Annotated in this window: 17 protein-coding genes; 9 read left to right on the top strand and 8 right to left on the bottom strand. The window is 37.9% G+C overall.

Features of this window, described 5'->3' with window-relative positions:
- Nucleotides 1-4: 4 nt before the first annotated feature.
- Both SB717_RS19515 and SB717_RS19510 read right to left on the bottom strand, forming a co-directional pair.
- On the bottom strand, nucleotides 5-1,312 hold the full coding sequence (locus SB717_RS19515) for an HD domain-containing protein (RefSeq protein ID WP_013059849.1): 1,308 nt from the start codon (nucleotides 1,310-1,312) through the stop codon (nucleotides 5-7).
- 193 nt (nucleotides 1,313-1,505) lie between these two features.
- On the bottom strand, nucleotides 1,506-1,730 hold the full coding sequence (locus SB717_RS19510) for a YuzB family protein (RefSeq protein ID WP_013059850.1): 225 nt from the start codon (nucleotides 1,728-1,730) through the stop codon (nucleotides 1,506-1,508).
- 201 nt (nucleotides 1,731-1,931) lie between these two features.
- Here SB717_RS19510 and SB717_RS19505 point away from each other — a divergent pair, with 201 nt between their 5' ends.
- Entirely contained in the window at nucleotides 1,932-2,606 is a 675-nt protein-coding gene (locus SB717_RS19505; RefSeq protein WP_310648989.1) for an RsfA family transcriptional regulator, read from the top strand.
- Nucleotides 2,607-2,734: 128 nt separating this feature from the next.
- Nucleotides 2,735-3,586 carry an octanoyl-[GcvH]:protein N-octanoyltransferase gene (gene lipL, locus SB717_RS19500; RefSeq protein WP_410904508.1) on the top strand — a complete coding sequence of 284 codons (852 nt, stop codon included), beginning with the start codon at nucleotides 2,735-2,737 and terminating at the stop codon, nucleotides 3,584-3,586.
- Between the two features lie 32 nt (nucleotides 3,587-3,618).
- On the opposite strand, the gene pta is transcribed toward lipL, so the two are convergent.
- Nucleotides 3,619-4,590: a phosphate acetyltransferase gene (gene pta, locus SB717_RS19495; RefSeq protein WP_013059853.1), complete on the bottom strand. Its 972-nt coding sequence runs from the start codon at nucleotides 4,588-4,590 to the stop codon at nucleotides 3,619-3,621.
- A gap of 276 nt (nucleotides 4,591-4,866) precedes the next feature.
- Here pta and hemQ point away from each other — a divergent pair, with 276 nt between their 5' ends.
- The 3 genes from hemQ to gerQ all read left to right on the top strand — a co-directional run bounded on the left by hemQ (nucleotide 4,867) and on the right by gerQ (nucleotide 6,718).
- Complete coding sequence (gene hemQ, locus SB717_RS19490) at nucleotides 4,867-5,610, top strand: hydrogen peroxide-dependent heme synthase (protein ID WP_410904507.1); 744 nt, start codon at nucleotides 4,867-4,869, stop codon at nucleotides 5,608-5,610.
- A gap of 179 nt (nucleotides 5,611-5,789) precedes the next feature.
- Nucleotides 5,790-6,212, top strand: coding sequence for a cell wall hydrolase (locus SB717_RS19485; RefSeq protein WP_410904506.1), 423 nt, complete (start codon nucleotides 5,790-5,792; stop codon nucleotides 6,210-6,212).
- A 26-nt stretch (nucleotides 6,213-6,238) separates the two neighbouring features.
- Nucleotides 6,239-6,718, top strand: a complete 480-nt coding sequence (gene gerQ / locus SB717_RS19480; RefSeq protein ID WP_013059855.1) for a spore coat protein GerQ — start codon at nucleotides 6,239-6,241, stop codon at nucleotides 6,716-6,718.
- A 24-nt stretch (nucleotides 6,719-6,742) separates the two neighbouring features.
- On the opposite strand, the gene SB717_RS19475 is transcribed toward gerQ, so the two are convergent.
- The 3 genes from SB717_RS19475 to SB717_RS19465 all read right to left on the bottom strand — a co-directional run bounded on the left by SB717_RS19475 (nucleotide 6,743) and on the right by SB717_RS19465 (nucleotide 8,225).
- Nucleotides 6,743-7,114, bottom strand: coding sequence for a DUF423 domain-containing protein (locus SB717_RS19475; protein ID WP_013059856.1), 372 nt, complete (start codon nucleotides 7,112-7,114; stop codon nucleotides 6,743-6,745).
- Between the two features lie 15 nt (nucleotides 7,115-7,129).
- Nucleotides 7,130-7,447, bottom strand: coding sequence for a YwdI family protein (locus SB717_RS19470; RefSeq protein ID WP_410904505.1), 318 nt, complete (start codon nucleotides 7,445-7,447; stop codon nucleotides 7,130-7,132).
- 103 nt (nucleotides 7,448-7,550) lie between these two features.
- Nucleotides 7,551-8,225, bottom strand: coding sequence for a uracil-DNA glycosylase (locus SB717_RS19465; RefSeq protein WP_028411955.1), 675 nt, complete (start codon nucleotides 8,223-8,225; stop codon nucleotides 7,551-7,553).
- A gap of 177 nt (nucleotides 8,226-8,402) precedes the next feature.
- On the opposite strand from SB717_RS19465, the gene SB717_RS19460 reads away from it, so the two are divergent.
- Together SB717_RS19460 and zwf are read left to right on the top strand one after the other, a co-directional pair.
- Nucleotides 8,403-8,849 carry a staygreen family protein gene (locus SB717_RS19460; protein WP_025752460.1) on the top strand — a complete coding sequence of 149 codons (447 nt, stop codon included), beginning with the start codon at nucleotides 8,403-8,405 and terminating at the stop codon, nucleotides 8,847-8,849.
- Nucleotides 8,850-9,154: 305 nt separating this feature from the next.
- Nucleotides 9,155-10,657 carry a glucose-6-phosphate dehydrogenase gene (gene zwf, locus SB717_RS19455; protein ID WP_074681867.1) on the top strand — a complete coding sequence of 501 codons (1,503 nt, stop codon included), beginning with the start codon at nucleotides 9,155-9,157 and terminating at the stop codon, nucleotides 10,655-10,657.
- A 42-nt stretch (nucleotides 10,658-10,699) separates the two neighbouring features.
- Here the strand turns inward: zwf and gndA are convergent, their stop codons facing one another.
- Complete coding sequence (gene gndA / locus SB717_RS19450; RefSeq protein ID WP_013059861.1) at nucleotides 10,700-12,112, bottom strand: NADP-dependent phosphogluconate dehydrogenase; 1,413 nt, start codon at nucleotides 12,110-12,112, stop codon at nucleotides 10,700-10,702.
- A 396-nt stretch (nucleotides 12,113-12,508) separates the two neighbouring features.
- Between gndA and SB717_RS19445 the strand changes: the two genes are divergently transcribed.
- Both SB717_RS19445 and ald read left to right on the top strand, forming a co-directional pair.
- Complete coding sequence (locus SB717_RS19445; RefSeq protein WP_182006416.1) at nucleotides 12,509-13,744, top strand: PucR family transcriptional regulator; 1,236 nt, start codon at nucleotides 12,509-12,511, stop codon at nucleotides 13,742-13,744.
- Between the two features lie 252 nt (nucleotides 13,745-13,996).
- Nucleotides 13,997-15,130: an alanine dehydrogenase gene (gene ald / locus SB717_RS19440; protein WP_071270026.1), complete on the top strand. Its 1,134-nt coding sequence runs from the start codon at nucleotides 13,997-13,999 to the stop codon at nucleotides 15,128-15,130.
- A 62-nt stretch (nucleotides 15,131-15,192) separates the two neighbouring features.
- Here ald and SB717_RS19435 read toward each other — a convergent pair whose 3' ends face one another.
- Entirely contained in the window at nucleotides 15,193-15,984 is a 792-nt protein-coding gene (locus tag SB717_RS19435) for a hypothetical protein (RefSeq protein WP_074681869.1), read from the bottom strand.
- Nucleotides 15,985-16,304 lie beyond the last annotated feature (320 nt).

Here is a 16,304-nt window from a genome sequence, read left to right as displayed (position 1 = left end):
CTATTTAACTCTGATCTCCTTTTAGTAAGTTTATAATCTGATCTTTAACTTTTCGCTTAGACGACAATTGATCAATGAGATCTTGTGGAAAATATAATTTATGATCGGTTCTCTTTTTCCCTGAAATTGCTTCAACAATCTCCGACTGACGTGATAATTCACGCACTTCATTATTTGGCATCAACAGATGAATCGGCAAACGTTCTTCCTCTTCACCCGGTCGATAAAAATCGTATGGTAAGTCGCTTGAAGAATCGACGACTAAATAATAATCTGGGTTAATGCCCGCTTTTTTAAAAAGTGTTGTAAGCTCCATCCACATTTTCATTTGTGAATTTGGATTAAACTCAATATATTTAAAAAGCTGACGATTCATAAACCTTCGGCATAGATCAGATAAAATTTCATCCTCTTCTTCTTCCCATGCTTGAAAATAAAATAAAATAACAGATTCATCTAATTTCAAATACTCTTTTAGCGATATTTCTTCTTCAAAAATCGAATAAAAATGAGTGGGCTCCTGCTTGAACTCATAGTAATGATGATGGAGCTCTTTCGCACGATGTAAAATTTTTGTCAAAATAACTTCAGCACTTCTCGTAACAGGATGAAAATACACTTGCCAGTACATTTGATAGCGGCTCATAATATAATCTTCAACCGCATGCATACCGCTATGTTTAATCACGGCTTGGTCTTCCCGAGGACGCATAACACGAAGAATTCGTTCCATATCAAAGTGACCGTAGCTTACTCCTGTGTAATACGCATCACGCTGCAAATAATCCATGCGATCTGCATCAATTTGACTGGAAATTAAACTAACGACAAGCTTATTTTCATATGTTTTCGCGATTACTTCGGCCACTTTTTTAGGAAAATCCTTTCCTACTTTCGTCAACACTTGATTGACCTCCGTGTCACCTACGATAATGGCTTGTGTAAATTCTTCATGATCTAAGTGGAAAACCTTCTCAAACGAATGTGAAAACGGACCGTGACCTAAATCGTGCAGTAAAGCAGCACACAGACAAAGAAGACGCTCATCTTCATTCCATTCAGGGCGTCCTTGAAAGCCGTCATCAATAATACGGCGCACAATTTCATAAACACCTAAGGAATGACTAAAACGGCTGTGCTCAGCCCCATGAAACGTTAAGTATGTCGTTCCTAGCTGTCTAATACGACGCAGCCTTTGAAATTCGGCTGTCCCAATTAGCTCCCAAATAACACGATCTCTTACATGGATATAGCGGTGAACAGGATCTTTAAATACTTTTTCTTCACTGAGTTTTTCATTAGGATATGTCATTTACATACCTCTCTATCTTCACTTTGTTGTTGCTATAATTTTTCGACACTCACTTCCTATTTTCCTATTCAGAATAAAAAATCACCTTGTCAAGCAACCAAGGTGATTTACCTAACAAACAAGGCGATTCTGTTTGTAAGAAGCTCGTTCGACAAATAAGTAGCAGAAAAGCAGCTATTTATTGTTTCACTATCTATTTTTTTACTTTTTTCTCAATCTTCTCGATTAGTTCATCCTCTGTTGGCGCTGCTACAGGACGGTTGTTTACAAATGCAAATGACTTTTTACGTCCGGGCCCACAGTAAGACTGGCAACCGATTTGTACTTCAGCTTGTTCATCTATTTTTTTAAGTCGAGGTAACAACGTTTTGACGTTTGTTGCCTGACAATCATCACAAATTCTAAATTCATTTGCCATGTTGACACAATCCTTTCAAAATTGGTTCATCATTTTGTCTAAGGGGTATTTTACCCCTATTTGAAGTCCGATGCAAGTTAAAGAAAGAAGCAAAATCTATCATACTCCTAGAAGAAATGGTATAAAGTATGGATTTTTTGTACATGATGATACTACAAAACATGATTACTATGAGTCATGGAAAATAGAGGAGTGAACAAAGTGAAAGATAGACAAGATGCTTGGACAGAAGAAAACGACTTATTATTAGCTGAAACAGTATTGCGCCATGTCCGCGAAGGAAGTACGCAGCTGAATGCGTTTGAAGAAGTTGGAGATGAATTAAATCGAACGTCAGCAGCATGTGGATTCAGATGGAATGCTGTGGTACGCCATCAGTATGAAAAAGCACTGCAGCTAGCTAAAAAACAGCGAAAACAGCGCATGCGTGCACTTGGACAAGAGCAAGGCAAAAAGAAATTATTATATACGCCACCAGCATCTGTAGAGCATGTGGAACAAATGATGTCTGCACCTACAGCAACATATAGCTTATCTGAAACACAAGTAGAAAAAAGCAGCAGTGAAGGGCTTTCAATGGCTGACGTTATTCGCTTTTTGCAAACAATGCCAAATCAAGCGAGCAATTTACAGGCATTGCAAAGCGAAAACAAACGCTTGATGCAAGAAAATGCAGAGTTAGCTAAGAAAAACACAGAGTTGGAAAAACAAATTAAACATCTCGAAGCTAATGCTACTACTATTCAAGAAGACTATGAAACATTAATGCAAATCATGAACCGTGCGCGGAAGTTAGCTCTATTTGATGAAGAAGAACGTTCTTCTACTACGTTTAAAATGGATCGTAACGGAAATCTTGAGAAAATGGCTGAATAAGCTATACGAACGAAGAAAGAGAGATGCCAAACTTGGCTCTTCTTTCTTCTTTTTCTATTTTACAGACAATGATATGACGCCTTTATGCTATAATATGTTCGTTTACTGTTTATAAAGGGGTTTGAGATATGCAGCAGAATAGTTTAAAACTTTTAGCACAGCCCGCTTGGCGTATTATTGATCAATCCAGTCTAGGTCCTCATTTTGATGCCCGTCATTCTTTTGCCATCGATGACACGCTTTGTACAACCGTTGGAAGAGGCGAATCTCCAGCTGTCATGCGCTCATGGGTGCATCACGATACGATTGTATTAGGCATTCAAGATACAAAGCTCCCTCACCTAGCTGAAGGTGCAGCTTATTTAAATGAACAAGGGTATAAAACAATCGTCCGCAATTCAGGCGGCCTCGCTGTCGTACTTGATCAGGATGTTTTAAACATTTCTTTAATTTTTCCAGATGCAGAAAAAGGAATTGATATTGATCGTGGCTATGAAGCCATGTTTGATTTGATTAAGGCCATGTTTGCATCTTACGGCACCGCAATTGAAGCAAAGGAAATCGTAGGCTCCTATTGCCCTGGCAGCTTTGATTTAAGCATTCGTAACCAAAAGTTTGCAGGCATTTCACAGCGACGCGTTCGCGGCGGAGTGGCTGTACAAATTTACTTATGCGTTAACGGAAGCGGCTCTAAACGCGCTTCTCTCATTCAAGAGTTTTACAAAAACGGTCTCCAAAACACAGAAACTAAATTTTCATACCCAGATATCAAGCCTCACACAATGGCTTCTCTATCTGAGCTATTACAAATTGAGTTAACTGTATCTGATGTCATGCTGCTTTTATTGCAAACACTAAATAGCATGGGCTCTTCTCTTGTAAATATGCCTTTAAATGCTACCGAACAAGAGCTGTTTGAGACGCAGCTGCAGCGCATGTATGACCGCAACGAAAAAGCATTGGGTTCATTAGCCCAATAAAAAAACTCCGCCCTAGGACGGAGTTTTTTTTATTAAAGTGCTTGAGCTGCTGTGATTAAAGCAAGCTTGTACACATCTTCTTCGTTACAACCGCGAGATAGATCGTTTACCGGTTTGTTTAGACCTTGTAAGATTGGACCTACTGCTTCGAAGTTTCCTAAGCGCTGTGCAATTTTGTAACCAATGTTACCTGCTTCAAGGCTTGGGAATACAAATACATTTGCATCTCCTTTGATCACTGAACCTGGTGCTTTCTTTTCAGCTACAGAAGGAACAAATGCTGCATCGAATTGGAATTCGCCGTCTAATGTTACGCTTGGTGCTAATTCTTTTGCAATTTCTACTGCGTTTGCTACCTTTTCTGTTTCCGGAGATTTTGCTGATCCTTTTGTTGAGAAGCTTAGCATAGCAACACGAGGATCGATATCGAACATTTCAGCTGTACGAGCACTTTCGATAGCAATTTCAGCTAAATCTTGGCTGTCAGGTGAAATATTAATTGCACAGTCAGCAAATACGTATTTTTGGTCGCCGCGAACCATGATAAATACGCCAGATGTTTTCTTAACACCTTGTCTTGTTTTGATAATTTGTAGAGCAGGTCGCACTGTGTCTGCTGTAGAATGAGCAGCTCCGCTTACAAGACCGTCAGCTTTGTTCATATGAACAAGCATTGTGCCAAAATAATTTTCATCTAATAAAATTTTGCGAGCATCTTCTTCTGTTGCCTTGCCTTTACGACGCTCAACAAATGCTGCAACCATTTCATCAAATTCAGAGTAGCTTTGAGGATCCAAAACCTCAACACCGTCTAATTTTACGTTTAGTTCTGCTGCTTTTGATGCTACAGCGTCTTTATTTCCAACAACGATAGGCTTTAAGATATTGTCGGCAGCTAAACGAGAAACAGCACCTAATACGCGCTCATCTAATCCCTCTGGGAATACGATTGATACATCGCTAGCTGATACTTTTTGTTTTAAACCTGTAAATAAATCACTCAAAGTAAATCCTCCTCGATATGTAAAAAACTTTTCTCATAATAGGATACTCCACTTTTTTTAAAAATCAAAGGCATGTCCTTCAAGAATCCATGATTACGAAAAAGTCTTTTAATTCTTAATTTTCCACTAACACTTAAAATAAAACCTGTTTTTACTTTGTGACAATTGTTTAAAGTTTAGTCACAAAATCACAGGTTTTTCATTCCAGATCTTCGGACAAACTATGATATAGTAGAATTGGAATTTATCATAATCGGACAATAGGAGTGAAACGAAATGGCAGAAGCAGCACAAACATTAGACGGTTGGTATGCACTTCATGATTTCCGTTCAATCGATTGGGGCGCTTGGAAGCAGTTATCAAGCGATGATCGTCAAGCGGCTATCCATGAATTTTTAGGATTGATTGAGAAATGGAAAGGAACTGAAGCTGAGCAGCAAGGCAGTCATGCTTTATATACCATTGTCGGTCAAAAAGCAGATTTTATGCTAATGCTTGTTCGTCCTACTATGGAAGAACTAAATGAAATTGAAACGGAATTTAATAAAACAAAGCTTGCTGAGTTTACCATTCCTACTTATTCATATGTATCAGTAGTTGAATTAAGCAACTACTTACCTGCTGGGGAGGATCCTTATGAAAATCCTCAAATCCAAGCTAGACTATATCCAACTTTACCAAAAGCTAGTCATGTTTGCTTTTATCCAATGGATAAACGTCGTCAAGGAAATGACAATTGGTACATGCTTCCTATGAAAGAACGACGCAGCTTAATGCGCAGTCATGGAATGATTGGACGTCAATACGCTGGAAAAGTAAAGCAAATCATCACGGGTTCTGTTGGTTTTGATGATTACGAGTGGGGCGTTACTCTTTTTGCAGATGACGTACTTCAATTTAAAAAATTAGTATACGAAATGCGTTTTGACGAAGTAAGTGCTCGCTACGGGGAATTTGGCAGCTTCTTTGTCGGAAATTTATTAAAAGAAGAAGCTATTGCACGCTTTTTACACGTTTAAACTAAGCCGCAAAAGCGTTCATCTCTTTTGTAACGCCTAGGGCAATAAATATCAATGAGCTTTATCTAAAAAAAACCTGTTTCCAAGTGGAAACAGGTTTTTTATTTTCTAGCCATGGCATATTCGCACTTGCAGGACCATATATATACAACAGTGTCACAAGTAAGCGAGGTGGGATAATGGCAGTCGTTGCACACAACGAAGAAGATGTTAAGCTCCTAGCCAGACTCATTCGAGCTGAAGCTGAAAGTGAAGGAAAACAAGGGATGTTACTGGTAGGAAATGTAGGCGTGAACCGCGCTAAAGCTCCCTGTTTGGATTTTAGAAATATAAGAACCATTCGTCAGATGGTGTTTCAAAACCCAGGCGGATTTGAAGCAACTCAAAAAGGCTACTTTTACCAGCGTGCCCGCCAGTCTGAAATTACACTTGCACGACGTGTATTAAGAGGGGAACGTTTTAACCCCGCGGAAAACTCACTGTGGTTTTTCAAGCTCAGCGGCGACTGTCCTGCTCAATGGTATAACCAAAATAACACAGGACGATTTAAATCTCACTGTTTCTTTGCACCAACTCAAGCTGATTGTCCAGGAGTTTACTAATTTCTTTTTGTTTGAAGGAGGTTCCTATGAAAAAACCAAAGTCTAATCAACCGCAACAGCAATATATGCAAAATCCGTATATGAGTCCAAACTACCCTTATTATATGCCTCAGCCGCAGCAGCCCCAACCAGGCGGCCAGCAGGTTCAAGGGCAAAGCCAAGGAGGTCCGCCCCCTACCTCTTCTGGAGGCAGTGGTGCCCCGCAAGACCCAAATCAACTGCCCATTGAAGAATCATATATTGAAAATATTTTACGTTTAAATCGAGGAAAAATAGCGACTGTATATATGACGTTTGAAAATAATACGCAGTGGAACGCGAAGGTCTTTAGAGGAGAAATTGAAGCAGCCGGACGCGATCATATCATTTTAAGTGATCCGCAAACTGGCACCCGTTATTTACTCCTTATGGTTTATCTCGATTACATTACTTTTGAGGGTCCAATCAAATATAACTACCCGTTTAGCGGTGGAGGCCAGCAGTTGAGCAATTATTCTCCGCGTTAAAAAAACCCCTTTTCAGGGGTTTTTTTATAGCCATTTTACAGCTGCAACAACAATTAAAATCCAAGCCACAATAAACGCTACTCCACCTAGCGGAGTAATTGCGCCGAGAACTTTAATGCCGGACGTACTTAATACATAAAGACTGCCTGAAAACAGCACAATCCCGGCGAACATAATCCAGCCCGAAGCTGTTAGCAAAGAAGACTGAGGAAATTTGCTTAATAGAAACGCAATGACAAACAGCCCCATTGCATGGAACATCTGGTACTGCACTCCTGTTTTCCATACCTCTAAATACTTCTCTGAGATTTTCCCTTCTAACCCGTGTGCTCCAAAAGCACCAAGAGCAACCGCTAACATCGCATTAATTGCACCGATTATTAAAAATAGTTTCATTTTTTTCTCCTCACTTTAGAAATCAAACAAACTATCGCCGTTTGCATCATCTGATTTCAATTTCGTTCCCTCAAAATTAGGTTTGGATGACTGAATAATCTGTTGCTGCATAATCTCAGGCGATTGCATAATTTCCGGTGAAGACATGACAACAGGTTTTGAAACCGAGCCAGGTTTCGATACTGGAACCTCTTCATTTTGATCTAATGCAAGCTCACACAGTGCTTTTATAGCAACCAATTGATCTCGAACGTTCCCACCATTCGAATGGTGCTTTGCTTTTTGTACTTCTGCACTAATTTTATCAAGGAGCTGCGCCATTTTTATATCCATGTAGACACCTCATCTTACATTCAATATGACTTTATATAGCTATTTTATCAAAAGATGAAATAGGAGGCTATGTCTGAAGCTAATCTTCATGAAATGCTCACTTTTACACATCATCAATTTGCCAATCGATGGATTGACGTCCGTGTTGGAGCAAAAACTCATTTGCTCGTTGAAAATGATTATTGCCAAAAAAGCCTCGATTAGCTGAAAATGGGCTAGGATGCGGGCTTTCCAAAATTAAATGGTGCGAATGATGAATGAGCTCTTTTTTAGCTTGTGCATGTTTGCCCCACAGCAAAAACACGACTGGCTCCTCTTTTTGTGCTACTAATTCAATAATGCGGTCCGTCAGCTGTTCCCATCCTTTTCCTTTGTGAGAATTCGCTTCCCCTCTTCTAACCGTCAAAACAGTGTTAAGCAAAAGAACACCTTGTTCTGCCCATTTGACTAAATAACCGTTATTCGGAATGTGATAATCCATTTCATTTTTCAGCTCTTTGTAAATATTCACTAAAGAAGGCGGTGTTTTTACTCCTGGTTGAACAGAGAAGCTCAGTCCATGCGCTTGATTTGGTCCATGATAAGGATCTTGTCCCAATATGACAACTTTTACATTTTTATAATCCGTATAGTGTAAAGCGTTAAAAATATCATATTTATCAGGGTAAATGGTGTGGTGATTATATTCATCCACTAAAAATTCTCGAAGCTGTATGTAATAGTCTTTTTGAAATTCTTCTTCTAATAAAGGAGCCCAGTCATTTTTTAAAATACTCACTGCTTATCACCTCATAATAATCTTTTTTGTTATTTTATCGTAAACTCTGCCACCTGCTCAAACGTTGCCTGCTTTAAATATGCTGAGAGCCTGGGCATATTTTAATATTGTCATGTTCAATGAAACTTTGTATACACTTATAAAGAGTGTATTTTTATATTAAAGGAGGGATTCCATATGATCATTAGCAATCCCCACCAAATAGACGTAACCTACAGCCTGGGTGTTACACCCGTTGAACCGATGATACCAAGAAAATACACCGTTTTCCCAGGTCAACACACTTCTGTTCCTTCCATTCAAATCGGCATTGAATTTGCCTACGATCATATGCAAAAAGAACGGAATGAATATTTAGCATCCTTCGTGTTCGATAAAGGTTTTTATTCCCTTACTGTGTATTATTACATCGGTGCGCATACATCAACAGATGAAACTATTACACGCTACCTTCACTTTTTAGAACAGCTCCCTGTTATCCTATCGTCCATCTATCATGCTGATGCTTCTTTTTTCGAAAAACATCCACTTTTAATGCACTGTCCTATTTTTATCATCGCCGATAGCCCTGATCTGCCATTTTCAACAAAAAAATCTATCGGTTCCCTGTATCAATATAAATAAATGAGAAAAGCTACTGTTAAAATAACGGTAGCTTTTTCTCCGTATTCGAAACAAAATACTTTTAAACTTGTTAAAAACATGGAATAATAACTACAAATTGTTTTAATCTATTTGCGTTAACCCTTTAAAATCGTTACAATTTATTAGTAGTTCTATACATAAAGGAAAAGGTAAACAAGCAATCATTCGTTTGTTTATAAAGGCCGAGTTTAACGGGCAATGAATCCCCAGATTTCATTTAAGTGTTGTCTGTTAAAGCGGAAAGAAATTGAACGTAACTACGACAAAGTGAGGTCCTAGAAGTAATGACAAATGTACAACCAAAATCCATTATCGTAATTTTTGGCGCTACAGGTGATTTAGCAAAACGTAAGTTATTCCCCTCTATTTTCCGCTTATATAAAGCGAACAAACTATCGGAAGATTTCGCTGTTGTTGGTGTCGCAAGAAGACCTTGGACTAATGACGAATTACGCGAAAATGTAAAAAAATCAGTGAGCAGTTTCAAAAACAGTGACGCTGACATTGAAAAGTTTGCTTCACATTTTTATTACCAACCGTTTGACGTAACAGATGTCGCTTCTTATCAAGAATTAAAAAGCCTAACAGAAAGCCTGGATGAGCAATACAACGTGCCTGGAAATCGTATTTTCTATCTAGCAATGGCACCTGAATTTTTCGGAACAATTGCCTCGAATTTAAAAAATGAAGGTTTAACACAAACAGAAGGTTGGAGTCGCCTAGTCATTGAAAAGCCATTTGGCCATGATTATCCTTCTGCTGAAGAACTAAATGAACAAATTCGCCATGCATTTAAGGAAGATCAAATTTATCGTATCGACCACTACCTCGGTAAAGAAATGGTGCAAAATATCGAAGTTATCCGTTTTGCAAATGCTCTGTTTGAACCGATGTGGAACAACCAATACATTTCAAACATCCAAATTACGTCTAGCGAGACGCTTGGTGTAGAAGACCGTGGCCGTTACTATGAATCTTCAGGTGCCCTTCGAGATATGGTACAAAACCATATGCTTCAAATGGTAGCCCTGCTTGCAATGGAACCGCCGATTAAATTAACACCGGAAGAAATTCGCAGTGAAAAAGTAAAAGTATTACGTGCTCTTCGCTCTTTATCAGTAGATGAAGTAGATGATTATTTTGTACGAGGCCAATACGGCAAAGGTGTACTTGAAGGAGAAGAAGTTATCGGCTATCGCGAAGGAAACTCGGTTGATCCTGAGTCTAATACCGCTACGTTTGTATCTGGTAAGCTTATGATTGATAACTTCAGATGGGCTGGCGTACCGATTTACATCCGTACAGGTAAACGCATGAAAGAAAAAGCAACGACAATTGTTGTACAGTTCAAAGACTTACCAATGAACCTGTATTTCAATAAAGATAAAGAAATTCATCCAAACTTGCTTGTCATTCATATCCAACCGGAAGAAGGCATTACGCTTCACTTAAACGCGCGTAAAACGCCAGGTGCCACATCATCCACACCGATTAACTTGAACTATTGCAATAACTGTGGAGATAAAATGAATACACCGGAAGCTTATGAACGCCTTATTTATGATTGCATGCTTGGAGATGCAACGAACTTTACTCACTGGGATGAAGTAGCCCTTTCTTGGAAATTTGTTGATACTATTTCAGAAGCATGGGAAAGCACAAAAGCACAAAACTTCCCGAACTACGAATCAGGTTCAATGGGACCAAAAGAATCAGACGCATTGCTTGCTGAAGACGGCTTCCACTGGTGGCCAGTTGGAGAAGACAACTTCTCACCTAAAGAGTAAATAAAAAAAGCAGCTGTAGTATACAGCTGCTTTTTTTGTTTTTTATTTTAACCACTCAGTATGGAATACGCCCTCTTTATCAACACGTTGATATGTGTGAGCTCCGAAGTAGTCACGTTGCGCTTGTAAAAGGTTCGCTGGTAGCGTTTCTGTACGGTAGCTGTCATAGTAAGCTAATGCACTTGAGAAACTTGGTACAGGAATACCTTGTTTAACCGCAATTGAAATAACTTCACGAAGAGCCGACTGATAGCCTTCTACGATATCTTTAAAGTATGGGTCTAACAATAAGTTTGTTAGATCTGCATCGCGATCGTAAGCTTCTTTAATTTTTTGTAAGAATTGTGCACGGATGATACAACCACCACGGAAAATCATTGCAATATCACCGTACTGTAAATTCCAGTCATATTCTTCAGAAGCTGCTTTCATTTGAGCAAACCCTTGCGCATATGAACAAATTTTACTCATGTACAATGCTTTACGGATTGCTTCTACTAATTCGGTTTTATCGCCTTCAAATGCAGCTGCATTTGGACCGCTTAATACTTTGCTTGCTTTTACACGTTCTTCTTTCATAGCTGAAATAAAGCGCGCAAATACAGATTCCGTAATGATTGGTAGTGGTACACCTAAGTCAAGCGCACTTTGGCTTGTCCATTTACCTGTACCTTTTTGACCTGCAGTGTCTAAAATAACGTCTACAAGTGCTTTACCTGTTTCTTCATCTTTTTTCGTAAAGATATCTGCTGTAATTTCAATTAAGTAGCTATCTAGCTCGCCTTTATTCCATTCAGCAAATACTTCATGTAGTTCATCTGTTTCTAAACCTAATACGTTTTTCATAATGAAGTATGCTTCACAAATTAACTGCATATCCCCATACTCGATGCCGTTATGAACCATTTTTACGTAGTGACCTGCACCATTTGGTCCAATGTATGTGCAGCAATCATCGCCTTCAACTTTTGCTGAAATAGCTGTTAAGATTGGTTTTACAAGTTCATATGCTTCTTTTTGTCCGCCAGGCATGATTGAAGGTCCTTTTAATGCGCCTTCTTCTCCGCCGGATACGCCTGTACCGATGAAATGGATACCTAATTCTTCTAGCTCTTTGTTACGACGAATTGTATCCTGGAAGAATGTATTTCCGCCATCGATTAAAATGTCGCCTTTTTCTAAGTATGGTTTTAACGAATCAATTGTTGCATCTGTAGCAGCACCAGCTTTAACCATTAATAAAATTTTACGCGGTTTTTCAAGAGAATTAATAAACTCTTCCACACTGTATGTACCTGCAAAATTTTTACCTTCTGCTTCTGTTTTTAGGAACTCTTCTGTCTTTTCAGGAGAGCGGTTATAAACTGAAACAGAATAGCCTCTGCTCTCAATGTTTAGCGCCAAGTTTTTCCCCATAACCGCTAAACCGATAACACCGATTTGTTGTTTTGCCATGTTAAATTCTTCCCTTCATGTGTAATATGAATTGGTCAACCTAATCGTAACTGAACATATCATAAAGAAAGTTACAGATTCAAGTTTGATATAACCATAATCATACGTTTTATTATACACACTTGAAAAGAATCATGCTCACCGAACATTGATTATTTTGAAGAAAATTTCGATAAAATAAGTGAAATGAACGCAGTTACGAATCATCCGTACATTCTTAACTACCTTTAGACGCATTTTAACATTTTCTTAAACAATTACTTTTGTTAAAATATTAAGCAGTTAATCATTTCAATGAATTGATGATCAACACGGTTGTTACCGTTTTACTATATTTACTGCAGCTAAAAAAGCTGCACTAGTACTTATTTTGTTTTATGAAGAGGGATTTTATATATGACGAAACCAATCAAAGATCCGTTCAAGGAAAATTTTGATACGCTTGAAGAATTCGCTGATCGCATTAGCGAAGTATTAAACTGTCCTATTACCATTGAAGATGCTAACCATCGCTTATTAGCTTATAGCACCCACGACGAAAGAACGGACCAGGCGCGTATTGCCACGATTATTGGAAGAAGAGTTCCAGAAAAAGTCATCAACAACTTATGGAAAGAAGGCATTATTCCTAAACTGCTTGAGACAAATGAACCTGTGCGTGTGAAAAATATAAATGAAATTGGGCTTGGAGATCGCATAGCTATTTCCATCTGGAAAAATGAAGAAGTTCTAGGATTCATTTGGGCTGTTGAAATTGAGAAAGCCCTAGGCGACGAAGAAGTAGATCTATTAAAAAAAGCTGCGAATGTATTAAAAAATAAATTGCTGCAGCTTCAAATTCGAAAGTATAAACGAGAGGAACGTTCACAGGAATTTTTCTGGAAATTATTAACTGGTCACATTAAGTCTCGCCAAGAAATTTCAGAAGCGTTTTATGAAGCTCAAATTACGGCTCCATCAACGTTTTCCATTGCTATCTTCCGCTTCCAAGAAGATATTACGCCTGAAGCTGAACGTCAAATCTCGTATATGCTAAAAACGATGCACCGCTTGAAAATCGTGCTTTACACGATTGATTGCAATGATTTAATCTTACTGCTTTCTTTGGACGCAGTTGAAAACCCTCTTGATGAACAGCGAGATTTTGTAGACTATTTTAGAGGCAACATGTATGAACGCTTTGATGTTACTCAAATTAAAGCCAGCTGCAGCAGTATTTATTCATCGCACGATCATATCGAAAAAAGTTATAAAGAAGCCTTGAACGTATTAGATATGAAAAGTAAGTTTCCAGAAGAAACGAAAGAGATTATTAACTATCAGGAATTAGGTATTTATCAATTTCTTGATGTTATTTTAGAAAAGCGCGTGCAAGATCAATTTGAAAACCATTCTTTAAAGAAGCTAACTGATTACGATCTTCGTCATAATAGCAACTTGGTGGAGACTCTCGAAGTATTTTTAAATAATGATAATAATATTAACGAAGCAGCAAAAGAATTAAATGTGCATATGAATACACTTAGCTATCGATTAAAGCGAATTTCAGAGATTGGTGATATTAACTTAAAGGACGTTAATCAAAAAATGACTCTTTATATTGATATTAAGTTAATGAAATATAAAAAATAACAGATAATGTGAGTTTTTTTAACATTTAGCTATTCATTTATTAGAAAATAAATGAATAGCTCTTTTTTTTACTTTTTATTTCCTTATGATGTTAGATAACCTTACATGGAAACCAAAAATTCCGATAAGTAAGCGTTTACATTTGTGTGTTTAAACAAAAATCACTTCTTCAATTCTTCTTTCTAGACAAAGAAATTTCATAAAACTTTCTTTATACTAAAGTTACACAAACGACCAAGGGGGAAATTAATCATGATTATTGGCGTACCAAAAGAAATCAAAAACAACGAAAACCGAGTAGCGATTACACCAGCAGGCGTAGCATCATTTGTTGGTACAGGTCATCGTGTATTAATTGAAAATGAAGCGGGTATTGGAAGTAACTTCACAAACGAAGATTATGTAAAAGCTGGAGCTGAAATTGTTGAGACAGCTGCTGACGTTTGGGCACAAGCTGAAATGGTTATGAAAGTAAAAGAACCACTAGCAAGTGAATACGGCTATTTTAGACCAGGTCTTATCTTATTCACATACCTTCACTTAGCAGCTGAACCAGCACTAGCAAAAGCATTAAAAGATAGCGGCGTAACAGCCATTGCTTATGAAACAGTAGCAGTAAATCGTACATTGCCTCTATTAACACCTATGAGCGAAGTAGCAGGACGTATGGCTGCTCAAATCGGCGCACAATTCCTTCAAAAATCAAACGGTGGAAAAGGAATTTTACTAGCGGGTGTTCCTGGAGTTAGCCGCGGAAAAGTAACGATTATTGGAGGCGGCGGTGTTGGTACAAATGCTGCAAAAATCGCAATCGGCCTAGGTGCTGATGTAACAATTATTGATTTAAGTCCTGAACGCTTACGTCAATTAGACGATATCTTTGGCAACCAAATCAATACGCTAGTGTCAAACCCTTATAACATTGCGGATGCAGTAGCGGAGTCAGATTTAGTGATTGGCGCAGTATTAATCCCAGGTGCAAAAGCTCCAAAACTAGTAACAGAAGAAATGGTGAAATCAATGAAGCCAGGTTCTGTTATTGTTGACGTAGCAATCGACCAAGGTGGTATCGTTGAAACAATCGACCACATTACAACGCACGATCAGCCGACTTATGAAAAGCACGGTGTTGTACACTATGCAGTTGCAAATATGCCGGGAGCGGTTCCTCGCACATCAACGATTGCTCTAACAAATGTAACGGTACCTTACGCACTTCAAATTGCTTCTAAAGGTGTTCACAAAGCAATCGCTCAAAACGAAGCGTTAAAATTAGGAGTGAACGTTGCAAACGGAGCCATTACGTACGAAGCAGTTGCACATGATTTAGGTTATGATTATGTATCAGTAGACGTAGCTCTTGAAAAAGAATTAGCTTCTATCTAATAAATAGTGAAAAACGTCCTTAACCCTCTGTTAAGGGCGTTTTTATTTTGAATGAACAACAATTAGCTGTAAAAAACGCGACTATTTAAAGCTTTGTGTATCTGTTCACCGGTAATCTCCGGTACTATTGGCCAGAATTCAGGAGTAGGAAACATAAGGTTACCAGGCGTTTTATTATGATTTCCATCTAGTTCATGAAAAGGTTCTGGATCATCCGTCTCGTTAAACCGATTCGTAATAAACATAAAATGACCTAATTCATGTGCGAGGAGATACTCATCTGTACTTGCATTTGTCATAATAATAAGCGGAAAAGAGTTATAGGTTACAGCAAGAGTAGATGAATAGTCAAAATTAATAGGCCCAAATCTGTTTCCATTCATATAAAACACATATACATCAGCGTTTTGACAAATTTTTCGGCCAGTTTTAAGCATTGCTTGTACCATTGTAAGATGACTAGCCCCTCCAATTGGAAAGCTTTCCGCATTGCTAACAATGCCACTGATGTTTTCTAAAAAAACAAATGAACGCGTAATGGTAAATGTAACACCTTGGATTAATCGTTTTTTCTCATATTGTTTCCATATCCTATTAGCAGCCGCTATGTCTCTTTTTACACGGTTGGGAACTATAGACTGATCATCTTTGGAATTTCGATCAACTTTAGCTCCTGGTAATACGATTATACAAACATTTAAAGTACCTGTCTTAACAGTTTTGAAGTTATCGCTTATTAAATTCGATTTTATATAACGATCTTTGTGATCTCTCTTTTGAAGCTGTGATTGATTAGAAGAATCCGGACCGTCTTTATAACTGTCATGATTATAATGTTTTTTTATGTGAATCACCCTTTCTTAAGTTTCTATTTATTTTATTCATTAAGAAAAAGAGTGCTTGTACAATACGGTAAAAAGCCTTTTAATAAGAGGTTTTCTAGCATACGATTACTTCTGAAGGTAGTTACTGTTAAGTTTATGTAAAGTAAATGTTCAAGCCACCTTACATTTCATTCGTTAACTTTCATTTAACTCATGCTTCACAGTCAGTCATAATAATTCTAAATTACACTTAGGATTCATACAGTTTTTAGAAATTGAATATCTACATTAAAAGCGATAAAATAGAAGAAAAAGTGAATGGAAGAAATTTATCTAAAACACATTGGGCA

Origin of the sequence: Priestia sp. SIMBA_032 (genome assembly GCF_046535215.1) — a bacterium.
Taxonomy (GTDB): domain Bacteria; phylum Bacillota; class Bacilli; order Bacillales; family Bacillaceae_H; genus Priestia; species Priestia aryabhattai.
The sequence above is the reverse complement of the archived record's forward strand: the minus strand, read 5'-3'. Positions and strand labels throughout refer to the sequence as shown.